The sequence below is a fragment of the Streptomyces sp. NPDC043680 genome (genome assembly GCF_056436685.1).
In genome coordinates this window covers 359994-374444 of record NZ_JBWKCE010000004.1, presented here as the reverse complement: position 1 = coordinate 374444, position 14451 = coordinate 359994, and the positions used below count along the sequence as shown (strand labels likewise).

At 70.7% G+C, this 14451-nt stretch carries 14 protein-coding genes and 3 pseudogenes; 6 read left to right on the top strand and 11 right to left on the bottom strand.

Annotated features, from left to right (window positions below):
- Positions 1–118: 118 nt before the first annotated feature.
- From AC0666_RS11340 to AC0666_RS11330, 3 genes are all read right to left on the bottom strand, one after another.
- Positions 119–418 (bottom strand): SHOCT domain-containing protein, encoded by a 300-nt coding sequence (locus AC0666_RS11340; RefSeq protein WP_468963744.1) that lies wholly within the window; start codon positions 416–418, stop codon positions 119–121.
- A gap of 192 nt (positions 419–610) precedes the next feature.
- The gene (locus AC0666_RS11335) at positions 611–1276 is read right to left on the bottom strand and encodes a response regulator transcription factor (protein WP_468963743.1); all 666 of its coding nucleotides are present in this window, start codon (positions 1274–1276) and stop codon (positions 611–613) included.
- Positions 1273–2451 carry a sensor histidine kinase gene (locus AC0666_RS11330; protein WP_478707499.1) on the bottom strand — a complete coding sequence of 393 codons (1179 nt, stop codon included), beginning with the start codon at positions 2449–2451 and terminating at the stop codon, positions 1273–1275. Before AC0666_RS11330 ends, AC0666_RS11335 begins: the two co-directional genes overlap by 4 nt.
- A 181-nt stretch (positions 2452–2632) precedes the next feature.
- Between AC0666_RS11330 and AC0666_RS11325 the strand changes: the two genes are divergently transcribed.
- The 4 genes and pseudogenes from AC0666_RS11325 (at position 2633) to AC0666_RS11310 (ending at position 5700) form a co-directional block, all read left to right on the top strand.
- Positions 2633–3391, top strand: coding sequence for a 3-hydroxybutyrate dehydrogenase (locus AC0666_RS11325; RefSeq protein ID WP_468963741.1), 759 nt, complete (start codon positions 2633–2635; stop codon positions 3389–3391).
- Positions 3392–3453: 62 nt separating this feature from the next.
- A complete protein-coding gene (locus AC0666_RS11320; protein WP_468963740.1) occupies positions 3454–4080 on the top strand; it encodes a CBS domain-containing protein in 627 nt (208 codons plus the stop codon).
- Between the two features lie 566 nt (positions 4081–4646).
- Positions 4647–4844: pseudogene (locus AC0666_RS11315) on the top strand (cytochrome P450); the annotation flags it as partial.
- 529 nt (positions 4845–5373) lie between these two features.
- Positions 5374–5700 (top strand): hypothetical protein, encoded by a 327-nt coding sequence (locus AC0666_RS11310; RefSeq protein WP_468963739.1) that lies wholly within the window; start codon positions 5374–5376, stop codon positions 5698–5700.
- Between the two features lie 69 nt (positions 5701–5769).
- Here AC0666_RS11310 and AC0666_RS11305 read toward each other — a convergent pair.
- The 4 genes and pseudogenes from AC0666_RS11305 to AC0666_RS11290 all read right to left on the bottom strand — a co-directional run bounded on the left by AC0666_RS11305 (position 5770) and on the right by AC0666_RS11290 (position 8295).
- Positions 5770–6577, bottom strand: a pseudogene (locus AC0666_RS11305) (IS5 family transposase).
- Between the two features lie 51 nt (positions 6578–6628).
- Positions 6629–7069 (bottom strand): hypothetical protein, encoded by a 441-nt coding sequence (locus AC0666_RS11300; protein ID WP_478707562.1) that lies wholly within the window; start codon positions 7067–7069, stop codon positions 6629–6631.
- On the bottom strand, positions 7066–7746 hold the full coding sequence (locus tag AC0666_RS11295) for an ISAs1 family transposase (protein WP_468963738.1): 681 nt from the start codon (positions 7744–7746) through the stop codon (positions 7066–7068). Before AC0666_RS11295 ends, AC0666_RS11300 begins: the two co-directional genes overlap by 4 nt.
- Before the next feature lie 168 nt (positions 7747–7914).
- The gene (locus AC0666_RS11290; protein WP_361724324.1) at positions 7915–8295 is read right to left on the bottom strand and encodes a TipAS antibiotic-recognition domain-containing protein; all 381 of its coding nucleotides are present in this window, start codon (positions 8293–8295) and stop codon (positions 7915–7917) included.
- A gap of 444 nt (positions 8296–8739) precedes the next feature.
- Here AC0666_RS11290 and AC0666_RS11285 point away from each other — a divergent pair.
- Positions 8740–9217, top strand: a pseudogene (locus tag AC0666_RS11285) (transposase); the annotation flags it as partial.
- A gap of 123 nt (positions 9218–9340) precedes the next feature.
- Here AC0666_RS11285 and AC0666_RS11280 read toward each other — a convergent pair.
- From AC0666_RS11280 to AC0666_RS11270, 3 genes are all read right to left on the bottom strand, one after another.
- Entirely contained in the window at positions 9341–9802 is a 462-nt protein-coding gene (locus AC0666_RS11280; protein ID WP_478707498.1) for a hypothetical protein, read from the bottom strand.
- 713 nt (positions 9803–10515) lie between these two features.
- The gene (locus AC0666_RS11275) at positions 10516–10818 is read right to left on the bottom strand and encodes a DUF1876 domain-containing protein (protein ID WP_478707497.1); all 303 of its coding nucleotides are present in this window, start codon (positions 10816–10818) and stop codon (positions 10516–10518) included.
- A gap of 17 nt (positions 10819–10835) precedes the next feature.
- Positions 10836–12344, bottom strand: a complete 1509-nt coding sequence (locus AC0666_RS11270; RefSeq protein ID WP_478707496.1) for an AAA family ATPase — start codon at positions 12342–12344, stop codon at positions 10836–10838.
- A gap of 192 nt (positions 12345–12536) precedes the next feature.
- Here AC0666_RS11270 and AC0666_RS11265 point away from each other — a divergent pair, with 192 nt between their 5' ends.
- Complete coding sequence (locus AC0666_RS11265) at positions 12537–13253, top strand: HAD family acid phosphatase (protein ID WP_478707495.1); 717 nt, start codon at positions 12537–12539, stop codon at positions 13251–13253.
- A gap of 31 nt (positions 13254–13284) precedes the next feature.
- Here the strand turns inward: AC0666_RS11265 and AC0666_RS11260 are convergent, their stop codons facing one another.
- Positions 13285–14397 (bottom strand): CapA family protein, encoded by a 1113-nt coding sequence (locus AC0666_RS11260; protein ID WP_478707494.1) that lies wholly within the window; start codon positions 14395–14397, stop codon positions 13285–13287.
- Positions 14398–14451: the final 54 nt, after the last annotated feature.

Sequence of the window (14451 nt, the reverse complement as noted above, 5' to 3'; positions counted from 1 at the left end):
GTTCCCGCCGTTATAACCACGATTGTCCACCTAGGTGGACCGGGGCGGGGCCGGGGGCCCGGGGGGCGGCCGGCCACGGGGCCGCGCCGGGGGCCTGCCTCCTCCGCCCGGCGCGGAGTCAGGCAGGGCCGCCCTTGCCCTCCGGGAACGTGCGGCCGAACTGCTCGTCCAGGACGGACAGCCGCCGCCAGTACTCGTCCTCGTCGATCTCGCCGGAGGCGAAGCGGCGGCCGATGATCGCGATCGGCGAGTTCTCCCCGTACGAGCGGCCCGTCGCCGCCCACGGCCCGCGCGGGCCGCGAGCGCCGCGCCACACGGTGCGGCGCAGGACCGTGACGACGCCGATGACGACAGCCGCCCAGACCAGCGGGAAGAAGAGGATCCACGGGCCGGGCCCGTCGTATGCCAGGGTGTTCATCTCGGTTCAGCTCCTCGGACGTGTTCGCCGTGTCGCCCGTCGTGCAGCGACACTCCGAGACTGACTCCGCGGGGGTGGCCGGCGCGTCGTACGGCCGACGGCACTGCGCGTACCACCGGTGGAGTAGGCGGGGCCCGGGCCGGAGTCGCTGCGGTAGCCGCTGCCGGAGCCGCCCACGGGCCGGGACCGGAGTCAGCCGAGCCAGCCGGGCCGGACCAGGCCCGACTCGTACGCCAGGACCACCAGCTGGGCCCGGTCGCGGGCGCCCAGCTTGACCATGGTCCGGCTCACGTGCGTCTTCGCCGTCAGCGGGCTGACCACCAGGCGCCGGGCGATCTCCTCGTTCGACAGGCCCAGTCCCACCAGCGCCATCACCTCGCGCTCCCGCTCGGTGAGCCGGGCCAGTTCCGCGGCTGCCGCGGGCGCCTTCGAGCGGGCGGCGAACTCGGCGATCAGGCGGCGCGTCACCCCGGGCGAGAGCAGCGCGTCGCCCCCGACCACCGCCCGCACCGCGCGCAGCAGTTCCTCCGGCTCGGTGTCCTTGACCAGGAACCCGGAGGCCCCGGAGCGGATCGCCTCGAAGACGTACTCGTCGAGCTCGAAGGTGGTGAGCATGACCACCTTGACCCCCGCCAGCGCCTGGTCCCCCGTGATGGTGCGGGTGGCGGCCAAGCCGTCGAGCACCGGCATCCGGATGTCCATCAGGGCGATGTCCGGGCGCAGTGCGCGGGCCAGGCGCACGGCTTCGGCGCCGTCGGCCGCCTCACCCGCCACCTCGATGTCCGGCTGTGCGTCGAGCAGTGCCCGGAAGCCCGCCCGTACGAGCTGCTGGTCGTCGGCGAGCAGAACGCGGATCACCGGTCCTCCCTCGGGGCCGGGCTCCGCAGCGGAAGCCGGGCCAGCACGCGGAACCCGCCGTCCGGACGGGGTCCGGCCTCGACGGTGCCGCCCAGGGACGCGGCGCGCTCGCGCATGCCGATCAGCCCGGTGCCGCTGCCGCCGGCGTCGCCGCCGGTGGCGGGTCCGTCGTCGTCCACGCACAGCTCCAGCGCGTCCGCCCGCCGGCCGATGCGGATACGGGCCGTCCGGGCACCGGAGTGGCGCACCACGTTGGTCAGGGCCTCCTGCAGGATCCGGAAGGCGGCGAGGTCCGTACCGGGCGGCAGCCCCCGGCCCTCGGCTTCGCCCTCCACGGAGACCGTGAGCCCGGCCGAGGCCGCCTGCCCGACCAGCTCGGGCAGGCGGTCCAGCCCGGGGGCGGGGGTGCGGGGGGCCTCGCCCGGGGCGCGCAGGGTGTCCAGGACCTGCCTCACCTCGCCGAGGGCCTCCTTGCTGGCCGCCTTGATGGTGGTGAGCGCGGTGCGGGCCTGCTCCGGGTCGGTGTCGAGCAGGGCCAGGCCGACGCCCGCCTGCACGTTGATGACGGAGATGCTGTGGGCCAGTACGTCGTGCAGCTCGCGGGCAATCCGCAGCCGCTCCTGGTCTACCCGGCGCCGCTCGGCCGCGGCCCGCTCGGCGCGGTCCCGGGCCCACTGCTCCCGGCGTACGCGGACCAGTTCGGAGGCGGCGAGCACGGCGATCGCCCAGGCGGTGACGGCTCCCTCGGGCGCCCAGGGGGCCGGGCCGTCGCCCGGGGGCGGAAGCCGGGGGTACAGCCAGTGGCCGATCAGCAGGTGGCCGGCCCACAGCCCGCCCACCGCCGCCCAGGCGGCGTGGCGGTGCCCGGCGACGACGGCGGCCAGGGCGGCGAGGGCGACGCTGACGAAGACGGGGCCGTAGGGGTATCCGCCGGCGAGGTAGGCCAGCGTGACCGCGCAGACCCCGTACAGCACCGGCACGGGATGGCGGTGGCGCACGACCAGCAGGGCGGGCCCGAGCAGGAGCAGGATCCGCCCGAGCACACCCAGCGGCTCCCGGCCGGCCTGCACCTGCTGCGCCCACCCGCTGCCTGCCTGCGCGAGGACGGCGACGAGCAGCGCCGACCGCCACGGCAACCGCCCCGCCGGGTCCTGCTCCCCGTGCCGCTCCGCCATGGGGCCACGCTAGACGGCGCGGCCCGCGCCGTCGTCCCCCGGACGGGGCGTTCCCCCGTACTCCCCCGGGAGTACGGGGTGCGCGGCGTGGCACCCATGGCGGACGGCTCCACGCGCCGTCCCGGGACAGTGGCGGCGGCCACCATGGGCCGGGGCGCCCCTCCTGCCTAGTGTTCGAGCCATGACGAGCCAACTTCCTTCCCTGCGGGAGCGCGTGGCGCTGGTGACCGGCGGCGGCAGCGGTATCGGCCGGGCCTGCGCGATCGCCTTGGCCGAGGCGGGCGCCACCGTGCACGTCGTCGACATCGACGTGGTGTCGGCCGAGGCCGTCGCCGCCCTCGTCGGCGGACGGGCCCACGGGGCCGACCTGGCCGACCCGTCGGCCGTCCGGGGGCTGCCGACCGGGGTGGACATCCTGGTCAACAGTGCGGGCCTGCAGTACGTGGCCCCCCTCACCACGTTCCCGGTCGAGCGTTTCGCGCGGATCCAGCAGGTGATGGTCACCGCGCCGTTCCTGCTGCTGCGCCATGTGCTGCCGCACATGTACGCGGGCGGGTGGGGCCGGGTGGTGAACATCTCCAGCGTGCACGGCCTGCGCGCCAGCGCCTTCAAATCGGCGTACGTGGCGGCCAAGCACGCCCTGGAGGGGCTGAGCAAGGTCGCGGCGATCGAGGGCGCCCCGTACGGGGTGACGAGCAACTGCATCTGCCCCGGTTATGTCCGCACGCCTCTGGTCGAGGCACAGATCGAGCAGCAGGCCGCCGCGCACGGCATCAGTGCCGAGGACGTGCTCTCGGAGGTGCTGCTGACGCGGTCGGCGATCAAGCGCCTGATCGAGCCCGAGGAGGTCGCGGCGGCCGCCGTGTGGCTGTGCGGGCCCCACGCCGACTACCTCACGGGTGCCTCCTTGCCGCTGGACGGGGGCTGGGGCGCGGCCTGACCGCCCGGACCGTGACAAATCGGCCATCATGGGTCTGGAATGCCCGAGCCGAGGAGGGCGCGATGAGGCATCGCAGTGTCGCGGACATGATGACGCCCACCGCCGTCACCGTGCAGCGGGGGACCACCTTCAAGGAGATCGCCCGGCTGCTCGACGAGTTCCGGATCACGGCCGTTCCGGTCCTGGACGAGGACGGCCGTCCCGTGGGGGTGGTCTCCGAGGCCGACCTGCTGCACCGGTACGGCGAAGGCAGCGGCGCCGAGACCGCGGAGGGCCTGATGAGCAGCCCCGCGATCACCGCCCGCCCCGAGTGGAGCGTGGTCCGCGCCGCGCGGCTGATGCGGCAGAAGCAGGTCAAACGGCTGCCGGTGGTGGACCGGGAGAACCGGGTCATCGGGGTGCTCAGCCGCAGTGACCTGCTCCAGCTGTTCCTGCGCCGCGACCGTGCCATCCAGGAGGAGATCCTGGAGGACGTCCTCACCCGTACCCTCCGGCTGCGGCCGTCCGACCTGACGGTCGAGGTGCGCGACGGCCTGGTGACCCTCAGCGGGACGGTCCCGCGGGCGAGCCTCGTCCCCGTCGTGGTGCGGCTGTGCCAGAGCGTCGACGGGGTGGTGGACGTCGTCGACCGGCTGGCGTACGCGGACGACGACGGGACGGACGCGACCGAGGGGACCGACGCAACCTAAGGGTTGTCCCGCAGCCGGCGGCCCGCGAAGCGCCGCTCCAGGGCGCCCCGCGCTCGGCATACGGCCCCAGGGTGAGGGGGCCCCGTGGCGCAGGAGGCCGAGAGCGAGGAAGTGAGCCGGCCGGCTTTTCGCCCGCCGCGCCGATTGCACAGTGGGCTGCTTCGTCAAGTCCCGCGTCGTGCCGTGACCGCAGGCCCGTCGGTGGGGCGCAATGGAGTGATCGGTTGACGCCGAAAGACGGCTGACGGGCCAACGCCCCACCGAATTCCACGACCTCTCCTGAGGAGCCCTTCCCCATGACCGCCACCACCCGGACCCGACGTGTCGTCCCCCTCCCCGAACAGAGGGTGCCAGGCATGTCGAACAAAAGATCAAAAATATCCAGGGCTTCAATCCCAGCCGACAGAGCCCTCCTTCGCCTCTATCAATCGATTTACATCATCGCAGTGACAACAAGGCGGCGCCAGAGATGGTGCGGGCGGTGTTCTACGAGACGCTGAGACTTCACCCCCCCGGTTCCGTTCAGCTCCAAGCGTTCAGATCGACTCGATGTCGAAGCGGGCGGGATCCTCGTACCAGCCGGAACGAATCTCCTTTGGGCGAAAGCGGCGATCGGCGTCAACCCAGAAATATTCGATGACCCGCTCCGATTCGATCCGAGCAGGTTCGAGGAGGGGGCCAGCTTGGCGGACTCCTTGCCGTTCGGCGCCGGTCCCCGCCATTGCATCGGCAGTCAGGCTGCAGAACAACTCTGCATTGCTCTCTTGTCCCACATTCTCAGAGCATTTTCTGTGGAACCGGTCGACGACGCAAACATGACCCTCACTGCGAAAGTTGCCGTTGCTCCTTCATGCATTCCCGTGAGACTCCAGCCGCTTCTGAACTTTATTGAGCAATGCCCTGGCGCGGGCCTGGATCGTCTTCGAGGACGAGGCTGGGCAATCGATGACTCCACCGCGTGCCAGGACGTGGGGTCGATCGGCCAGACCCCCAGGGCTTCGGCGTAGTCGGATGATGCCCGGGTTTCTGATCATCCGAGGCCGAGGAGCGCGAGCGGTCGTTGGGGGTCGCGAGCGTTGCGGTGGAGGGCGGCAGTGATGTTGGTGACGCCGGAGCGTTTAACTGATGGTTTCAGAATGAGATCCGGAGGTAGCGAAGGCATACACGATGCAGCCGGTTGAGGCGGAGGCCTGTCCGGCCTGCCCATGCAGCTTCGTCTCACGGACTTCTCTACGACGGCCGGCGGCCGCACAAACTTGACCGTCCGGCCTGGGCGCTGTGCATAGTGTGCTCATGGATCGATTCGTGGGTCAGGCCAGCCTCGAATGGTGGGCCAATCGCGAGATCTGCCTTGAGAAGTACGGCATCGACATCATCGTCACTGTCGACGAGGTCGGTACGTGGCAGGCAACCGGTCGGCATGCCAATCTCCTCGACGCGACCCAGCGGGAGGGCTGGGACTTCCTGATGGAGATGGACCCCCACTTCTCCGTTGTGTTTCCCGGCGAGGACAACAGCGGGATCTTGGTGAGAGTCTTCGAAGCAGAGGATGGAACCCTCACGCTCATGGAGGTGCCGAACGGGCACGGTTCGGTGAACATTACCTTCGACCTCACCTGAGCTCAGCCCCAAGGGCAGGAACCGACTCGGCCGCCCTACCACCCCGACATGTCGCCCCTCGCTGATCTTTCAGAAGGAAGTTCGCAGACGGCGAAGGCATATGAGGCTGCAGGCCAGTTCGAGCAGGCCTTGATGCAGATCCGCGCGTCGTTCGTAGCGGATGCGGAGCCGCTTGAACTGATGCAGCCAGGCGAAGGCGCGCTCGACGACCCAGCGCACCTTGCCCAGTCCGGAACCGTGGGTGACGCGCGTCGTGCGATCAACGGCTTGATGCCGCGCTTCCGCAGGAGGCGACGGTACTTGTCGAAGTCGTAGCCCCGGTCCGGGTACAGACGTCGGGGCTTACGGCGGGGACGTCCCCGCCGACCCCGATGAGGCGGAACGGCGTTCAGCAGCGGCAGGAGCTGGGTGACGTCATGCCGGTTCCCGCCGGTCAGCGTCACGGAGAGCGGCGTTCCGTCGCGGTCGACGATCAGGTGGTGCTTGGAGCCGGGGCGGGCGCGGTCGACGGGCGAGGGGCCGACGTGATCCCCCCTTTGAGGGCCCGGACATGCGACCCGTCCACGGAGCAGTCGTCCAGGTCCAGCAGGCCGGCGCGGCGAAGCTCGGCCAGCAGGGTGGCCTGCAGGCGAGGCCAGACACCGGCCTCGGTCCAGTCCCGCAGCCGGCGCCAGGCCGTTACTCCGGAGCAGCCCACGGTCTCGGCGGGAACATCGCGCCACGCGACACCGGTCCGCAACACGTACATGACGCCGGCGAGTGCTGCCCGGTCGGGAGTACGCAGCCGCCCGGGATAACGGCGGCGCCGTTCGGGAGCGGGCGGCAACAGCGGGGCCACCCGCTCCCACACGTCGTCAGCAACAAGATCAGCACGCACCTCGGACACCCTGCCGACCAAGATCGCCGAGCACAAGACCCGCGACTCAAGTCATTCTGAAACGATCAGTAAGGATGTCGATGGCGAGGTTGCGCCACGTGGCCATCGCCCGGGGTGCGTTGCCGGTCCGCAGCTGGGAGGCGTCCTCGGCGAAGGTGGTGTCGCGGACGTGGTGCAGGGACTCAATGCCCAGTGGCCGCGGACCAGCCGGGCGAGCCGGGCGGGGGACGCCTGCTCGGCGGTCAGGCTGGTGACGGCGTAGATCGTCTTGACGGTGGTCTTTCCGGTCTTGCGGCAGGTACGGCGGCGCTTGATCTGGATGGCCTGGCGGGCGCCGGGGAACAGCAGCCTGTTCACGGTGGCGACCTTGATCCGGCGGATCTCGCAGCGCCCGTGGCCGGTCTCCGTCGTCCGACCCAGAAGCGGGACGTGCCGCCTGGGAAGCGACTTGAGCTGCTTGCGGAGACTCTTCTGGTTGCCCTTGACGATCACGATGTAGTGGGCTTCCGGCCGAGGGGGTAGCCGGCGTGTTCGCGTTGGGTGTGCAGCGCGTCGCTGGTGACCACCGTCCCGGCGAGGTCGGCAACGGTGTCGAGCAGGGGCTGGAAGCAGGTGATCTCGTTCGTTTTCTCGCCGACGTCCAGCTGGGCCAGGACCAGGCCGCTGGTGTGCTCCATGGCTGCCAGGAGGTGGGTCTTGTGGCCCTTCGCCCTGGCCGCGCCGCGCAGGCTTTTGCCGTCCACCGACACTCCGCGCAGGTCAGCGCCACCGCTCGGTTGCGAGCGGCGGTCGGCGAGCCAGCAGCCCACCGCCCGGTCCAGCGCGTCTGCATGGAGGCGGGCGAGCAGTCGGCGCACGGCGGACTCGGAGGGCGCCAGACGCCGCGGCAGCAGCGAATCGGGCCGGACGCCGAGCTGTTCCACCACATGGAACGGGGCGTCGGCGATCCACTCACCGACCGCCACAAGCGAGGTCGCCCCTGCCAGCACCGCGCACGCTGTCAGCGCGAGCACGACCGCCAGCGCATGCCGCACGCCGCGCGGATCGCGCGGGTCGGGCACCTCCGCGAGCCGTTCCAGCAGCTCCGGAACCTCCTGGAGGCCGGGATCGGGCTGCCGGCGGAGCTGGCCAAAGGCGGACGGGATCAGCGATGGTGCGTCGGCAGGCACGGTCTTCCAGTCGGATCACGGGGCGTCGAGAACCCCATGGTCTTGGAAGCCGTGCCTGCTTCCGTTCCCGTAGCCCCCTGCCCGACAAACCGTCATGAACCGGACGCCACACGATACGCCGAAGCCCTGCCCCGCCAACGGGCAAGATCACGATCTGCAGCAGGAGTACTACGAAGTGAAGCCGACTCCCCGTTCGGCGAATATCCTCATCGCCTCACCCAGGAATTCCACCATCCTGGGATGGTAGGAGTTGTGAAACTCCCTCATGGCGTCGTCTTCCGCATAGAAGAGTGCCATCCCGACGTACGCTTGCCTGCTGGGGGCGTAAAACCGGCAGGCTATGCCGAAATGCCGGCCGACGAGCTCCTGGATCTGGGGATCCCCGGGCAGGGAGCCGTCCAGGCAGGCCGCGATCTCCCGGTACAGCACGTCCCAGTCCTGGTGGACCTGAGGCCTGTCAACGTGCTCCCAGTTGTTGGTCTCGGCAAGGCTCTTCGCCTGCTCTTCGGCCAACGACCGACGACACTCTTCCTCGTACAGATTCCCCATGGCACCAATTCTCTTGTCCGGCTGTTGATCCAGGCGGAACGGTGGCATAGGCCCACCGGATCGGCAAGCTATTTATTTGAGCGGCTCAGTCGATTCGTCAAGGGCAGCCAGAAGAGTCTCCGCATGCAGCTCAAGTCACTTCCCTGGCGGGACATCCCGCTCCTGGGTCGGACGAAGGAACCGGCCACGGGCGCTGCGAGATCCGCCGGATCAAGGTCGCCACCGTGAGCAACCTGCTGTTCCCCTGGGCCGGGGCGGCCTGGTGGGCGGTGAGACTCGTGACCGCGTAGACGGTCTTGATGGTGGCCTTTCCGGTCTTGCGGTCGGTGCGGCGGCGCTTGATCTGGATGGCCTGGCGGGCGCCGGGTGATCCACGACGCCCACTGGCCCTCCTCGGCCTCGCGTGATCACAAAACGGACATCAGGTGACTACGCAGAAGCCCTGGCCAGACCCCGGTCGTGAAGGTGCGGGGTCGTGGCTCTGGGCGAGTGTCGATGGCAGGCACGGCCTGCTACAAGCCGGGGCAGCGGTCCCGGCTGATCTACGTGATCCGCCAGTACCGAGGCCACAAGGACGAGCCGAAGTGCTTCGGTTGGCGAGACTTCCGCGACCTGGTCATCCGAGCCCGCCTCCAGCTCGGCGGCCCGATCGTGCTGGTCTGGGACAACATCCGTCTTCACCTGACGGCCGACATGCGCGAGTTCATCGAGCGAGCGCCGGGGGGCTCACCCTGTTCCAGCTGCCCACCTACGCGCCGGATCTCAGCCCCCAGGAGGAGGGCGTCTGGTCGCTGGTCAAGCGCGACGTCGGCGACCTCGCCGCCGCCAACCTCGGCCAGATCACCCGAGCAGTGAAGCGCCGCCTCAAGAAGATCCAGTATCGGCAGACCTGATCGACGGATGCCTCGTGGCACCGGCTTGAGCTACTGGGAGAACGCGTAGGTACGCACGGGGCCGAGGTGCAGTTGGTCGGCCATGTCGCCGCTTACGACACCGCCAGCCCAAGCTCAGTAGCCCAGCCTCGGACAAACGGTCCGTCAGGTGCTCAGGCTGCTGCTTCACCGGGGTCCTCGTCCTCCGGGTTCAGGAAGAACCACCGGCGGACCAAGGTGTACCCGGGTGGGAGTTCGTTGCCCGTCAGTTCCCTGTACCGCGCCTTGGCCGCCTCGCTGGCCTGCTGACCGGTGGGGAGCCTCCGAAGGAAGGGGTCGCGGTCAGGGTCAAGGGCGGACTGACGAGGTTCGTTCGGGGCTCCACGGTCAGAGACCGGCTCCCGATCCCCGATCTCCTCGGCGTCGTACCACTCGCCGTCCTGCCGCTCGTAGCGATGGGCGGCCACGACCAGGCCCACGGCCAGAGTGACACCGAGGGCGACGCGAATCTTCGGCTTGTGCCTCGCGTACCAGTTCTTCGCGGTCTCGGCGAAGGAGGTGGACTCGCTGTCCTCGGGGGGCTCGCCGGGCATGAGGTCGGTCACCCACACAGATCTATCGAACCCACCCTTCACCTGTCAGGCAATCACCCGACATCGCTCTATCAAGTGCAGTACTGGACGTGTACTCGTGATGTCGGGCCGGCGAGGTGGGGGGTGTCTGACGCTCCGTGGGCAGACTGGCCTGTTACTGCGGAGTCGACAGGTCGGGCCGGTGGCCGCGAGGCTGGACAGGTGGCGAGACGATCTCCCGCTTCCGAGGATGTCCAGGCTGTTCTCTTCGACTCCGGTGGGGTGCTGATGCGTCCGATCGGCGCCCGGTGGAACCGGCGTGCGGACTTCGTGGAGACCGAATCGTCCACGATCCGTCGATCACGAATGACCGGTTCGCCGCGGCGATCGCCGCCGGACACAGGTTCTTCGCCTCCTTGTCCTCGACCCCCGACTCCGACGACTACCACCGCGTGTTGCTTCGGAACCTCGGGATGGAGCCCACCCCACAGCTCCTGGCCGACCTGCGCCGCGAAGTCCCCGCGGACAGAGTGCTGGAGCTGTACCCGGACGCGAGGGAGACTCCATCGAGCTCGGCTACGCGGGGCGTGCGATCAGCCGGGACTCCCCCCTCCCGGATGTTCCTCCCGTTCCGTCCATCGCAACTTTGACGTGACCTGCTGGAGCCTTTCTGACCAGGCTTCGAGGCCTGGAGGGGGGAGCCCGGTAGCAGCGCCGACGTCCGCCTGGCCCCGCGGGCAGGAAGACGAGCCGAGCCGGGCCCTCTGCAACACCCTTCAGCCCTCGGCGACGTCCAGCCAGCCCGCGTAGGGCTTGAGGGACCCCTGGGGGGTGAGGGCGCCGGTGGCGCCCATGTCCCCGAGGGCGGTCCGCTTCAACTGGTCCGCCATGTTCTCCATGGCCCGCGCGACGGCGAGTTCGTCGCCGATCTCCGGGACGTCCGGGTCCTGGGGGTTGCGGCGGGCGGTGCCCTGTCCGGTCAGTTTCGTGGAGCCGTTGTCGAGTTCGAGCCGGGCCTTCGTGGTGCGGTCCTCCTCGGAGACCTGGAGGCGGAGTTTCCACTCGGCGGTGTGCGACATGGCGTGCCTCCCGGGTGCTAGTGGCCGTGGTACAGGCGGTCGAGGTCGACCAGCATGACGTCGCCCCGGGACTGCGCCGCGCGCAGTTCCGGGCTGAAGCCGGAGCCGCCGTAGAGGGCGGGGCGGACCCGGCCGGTGTCCTCGCCCGCGGCGGAGGCCGCGTCGACCAGGCGGTGCAGTCGCCGCAGGTGTTCGATGTCCATGCCCACGCGCAGCCGGGCGAGCCCGATGGAGAGGAGCCGCGCGGGTCCCGGGCCGTCGTGTCCGCGGACGACGACTTCGGCGGCGTGCGCCTCGGGCGAATCGGGGTCGCTCGGGAGCGAGCCGTACGCGGCCGTGGTCCGCGCGGCGCCGAAGGTGGCGGGGGCGGCGAAGTGCTCGGCCCAGTACCGGCAGATCTGGGCGAAGCACTCCTCGGCGATCCGGGAGAAGTCCGCCCGGGCGCTCTGCCAGACCGCGGCGGTCTCCTCGCTCTCCAGAGCCGTTCTGCGCGGGCGCACCACGGCGTGTTCGAAGGCCAGCAGGGGGTCGGCGATGCGGTGGTGGACGAGGCCCGGCCGGAATCCGTCGGGCTGCGACAGCAGCATGCCGTGGTCCCGCAGCAGGGCCAGGGCGCGGGAGGCGTCGGTGAGCTGCTGTCCCGCGTACGCGGCGATCTCGCCGTGGGTCGTGCAGCCCGACGCCAGTGCCGCCAGGACCGAGTGGCAGGCCCCGTGGCTTCCGTGTCCGGTCTCCTCGTCGACGAGGTGGCGGGCCTCGCGGAACAGCGGCGTCCGGGGATTGAGCACCGTCCGGCAGATCCAGCCGTCGAAGTCCTCGGGCCCGCGCGGTACGTCGTCGTTCACGTAGTCGTACCGGTACGCGGGGGTTCCGCCCACGACCGCGTGGACGCGCAGGGCGAGCGCGGGGTCCTCGATGCCCCACAGGCGCGCCGCCGCGCGGAAGTCCAGCGGCTGGATCCGCAACTCCAGCTCGGCGATTCTGCGCAGGGGGGAGCCTGCGAAGAGCCGGCTCATGACGGGTGCGGTCTCGCCGCCGAGCACCAGCCGGGTGCGGTTCTGCGTGGCGGAAGCGGCCAGCCGCCGGAGCGCGCCGTGGATCACGGAGGGCAGGGCGGGGCTCGCCTCGACCAGGTCGGGGAAGGCGTCGATGACGACCGGCAGGGGTCTGGTGTCGCCGAGGGCGAGCAGCTCGTCCACCGCGTGCTTCCAGTCGGGCCACCGGCTGGGGGCCGCTGCCCGGCGGTAGCGCGCGTACTCCTCGCCGAGCCGGCGCAGGGAGTCCGCTTCGGTGCCCTCCTGCCCGCTGAAGTAGAAGCCTCCCGTCGCCTGGGCGAGCGCTTCCAGGAGCAGCGTCTTGCCCTGCCGGGGGCGTCCGGAGACCACGCACAGGCCCGGCCCGGTCTTGGGGTCCTGCGCGAAGGCGGTCAGGGCCGCCCATTCGTCGTCCCTGTCGAAGAGCCGTCGGGGCCGGGGAGTGCCTTCCGGTTCGCGTACCGGCGTTCGCTGTGGGTCTGCGGCGTTCACGCTGGACACCTCCGCAAGCCGCTGAGGGATGCCTCCATTTTCGGCGGCTCGGCCGTTCCGCGCGCGCCCGCTGAAGATCAACATTCATCTGGAGGCCGACAGAGATTTGCTACCGACCAGTAGACACGGGCGCCCGAGGGCCCGATTGTGGACGCGCACATGCCAAATCAGGCCACCGAGGAGCGCCCCCACATGCGCAGCACCCGCACCCGTATCCGCCCGCTCGCCGCCGCCACAGCCACCGCCGCGGCCGTCGCCGTCCTGGCGCTGGCGCCGACCGCCTCCGCCCGCCCGCTCACTGCCACCGACACCGACACCGCCGACGCCACCGCCGCCGCGCAGCCCGCTCCCGCGGCGGCCCCGGCCGCGCCGAGCGCCTCCGCGCCCGGCGGCAACGCCTACCTGCTCGGCATCGACTACGGCACGTGGAGGCGCGATGTCGCCGCCGTCATCGACACCGCCCGCCCGTACGTCGAGCAGCGCATCGCCCGGTCCCCCGCCGGCGAGAAGCCCGCGATCGTGCTCGACATCGACAATTCCTCGCTGGAGACGGACTTCCACTGGTTCTGGACCTTCCCGACCCCCGCGATCCCCGAGGTCCGCGAGCTGACCCGGTACGCCGACGCGCACGGCGTCGCCGTCTTCTTCGTCACCGCCCGCCCAGGCATCGTCTACTCGGTCACCGAGCACAACCTCAAGGCCGTCGGCTACCCGGTGTCGGGCCTCTACGTACGCGACCTGCCCGACCTGTTCAGCGCGGTCAGCACCTACAAGACGGCCAAGCGCGCCGAGATCGAGGCCCGCGGCTACACGGTCATCGCCAACATCGGCAACAACCAGAGCGACCTGGTGGGCGGCCACGCCGAGCGCTCCTTCAAGCTGCCGGACTACGACGGCAAGCTCTCCTGACCCGTCGGCCCCGGCCGGCCCTCGGACGCCCTCACCGGGGCCGCAGGACGAGCACGCCGTCGGCCTCCCGGTCGACCCGGGTGGCGAAACGGTGACCGATCCGGTCCAGCACCGCCCCCAGCCAGGCGGAGTCCTCGGCCGAGGCGTGTTCCAGGCGCATGCGCCGCGCCTGGAGGGGGACGATCCGGACACCGGCCAGGGCGCCGGTGTCCGGATCGACCGACACGAGGTACAGCGGACGCAGGTCGTCCCGGTAGCGCGCGTGGCCGCCGATCCCCTCGTAGTCGTCGATGAAGTCGCCGCAGCCGTGGAGGATCAGCCTGCCCCGGTACACCTCCAGCGGGCGCGGGTGGTGCGAGGAGTGCCCGTGGACGAGGTCCACCCCGCCGTCGACGAGGGCGTGGGCGAAGCCGATGTGGCCGGCGGGAACCTCGTAGCCCCAGTTCGACCCCCAGTGGATCGAGACGACGGCGATGTCGCCGGGCCGTTTCAGCTGCCGTACGCGCTCGGTGATCCCGGCCGCGGCGGCGGCCGAGGTGTCGGGCAGCAGGTCCACGCCGCTGCGCTCGGCGCCCGCGGCCCACGGGCGCGGGATGCCGCTGGAGGGCAGACCGCACGAGAGGACCAGCACCCGGCCGCCGCCGGGGACCGGGAGGATCGCCGGCCGCCTCGCCTGCGCCAGGTCCCTGCCCGCGCCCGCCGTGGCGAGCCCCGCACCGGACAGCACCGCGAGGGTCTCCGCGAGCCCGCTGCGCCCGAAGTCCAGGACGTGGTTGTTGGCCAGGACGCAGACGTCCGGCCGGACCGCGGCCACACACGGCACATTGGCCGGGTTCATCCGGTAGTGGACGCCCTTCCCGGGGGCGAACGCTTCACTGCGCGTGACGCTGGTCTCCAGGTTGACGATCCGGACGTCCGGCGCGGCCGCGTCCAGGACGGGGAGCGCCTCCCCCCACGGCCAGGCGGGGTCTACGGGACGGGGAATCGGCCCGTTCACCGCTTCGGCGAGCTCGACGTAGGCACGGGCGTCCCGGATCCAGGACTCCTGCAAGGCGGGATCACCGGGGTGCGGAAGGATCTGGTCGACACCCCGGCCCGTCATCACGTCGCCGCAGAGGAACAGCGTGACCGGCCGCCCGCGCATACTGCCAGGCTAGGACCTCTCCCCACCGGGGCGTTGACCGGGCGGCGACCGGTG

Coding starts and splice junctions, on each gene's coding strand:
- AC0666_RS11340 (WP_468963744.1), bottom strand. CDS start 418: ATGAACACCCTGGCATACGACGGGCCCGGCCCGTGGATCCTCTTCTTC.
- AC0666_RS11330 (WP_478707499.1), bottom strand. CDS start 2,451: ATGGCGGAGCGGCACGGGGAGCAGGACCCGGCGGGGCGGTTGCCGTGG.
- AC0666_RS11325 (WP_468963741.1), top strand. CDS start 2,633: ATGACGAGCCAACTTCCTTCCCTGCGGGAGCGCGTGGCGCTGGTGACC.
- AC0666_RS11320 (WP_468963740.1), top strand. CDS start 3,454: ATGAGGCATCGCAGTGTCGCGGACATGATGACGCCCACCGCCGTCACC.
- AC0666_RS11310 (WP_468963739.1), top strand. CDS start 5,374: ATGGATCGATTCGTGGGTCAGGCCAGCCTCGAATGGTGGGCCAATCGC.
- AC0666_RS11290 (WP_361724324.1), bottom strand. CDS start 8,295: ATGGGGAATCTGTACGAGGAAGAGTGTCGTCGGTCGTTGGCCGAAGAG.
- AC0666_RS11275 (WP_478707497.1), bottom strand. CDS start 10,818: ATGTCGCACACCGCCGAGTGGAAACTCCGCCTCCAGGTCTCCGAGGAG.
- AC0666_RS11265 (WP_478707495.1), top strand. CDS start 12,537: ATGCGCAGCACCCGCACCCGTATCCGCCCGCTCGCCGCCGCCACAGCC.
- AC0666_RS11260 (WP_478707494.1), bottom strand. CDS start 14,397: ATGCGCGGGCGGCCGGTCACGCTGTTCCTCTGCGGCGACGTGATGACG.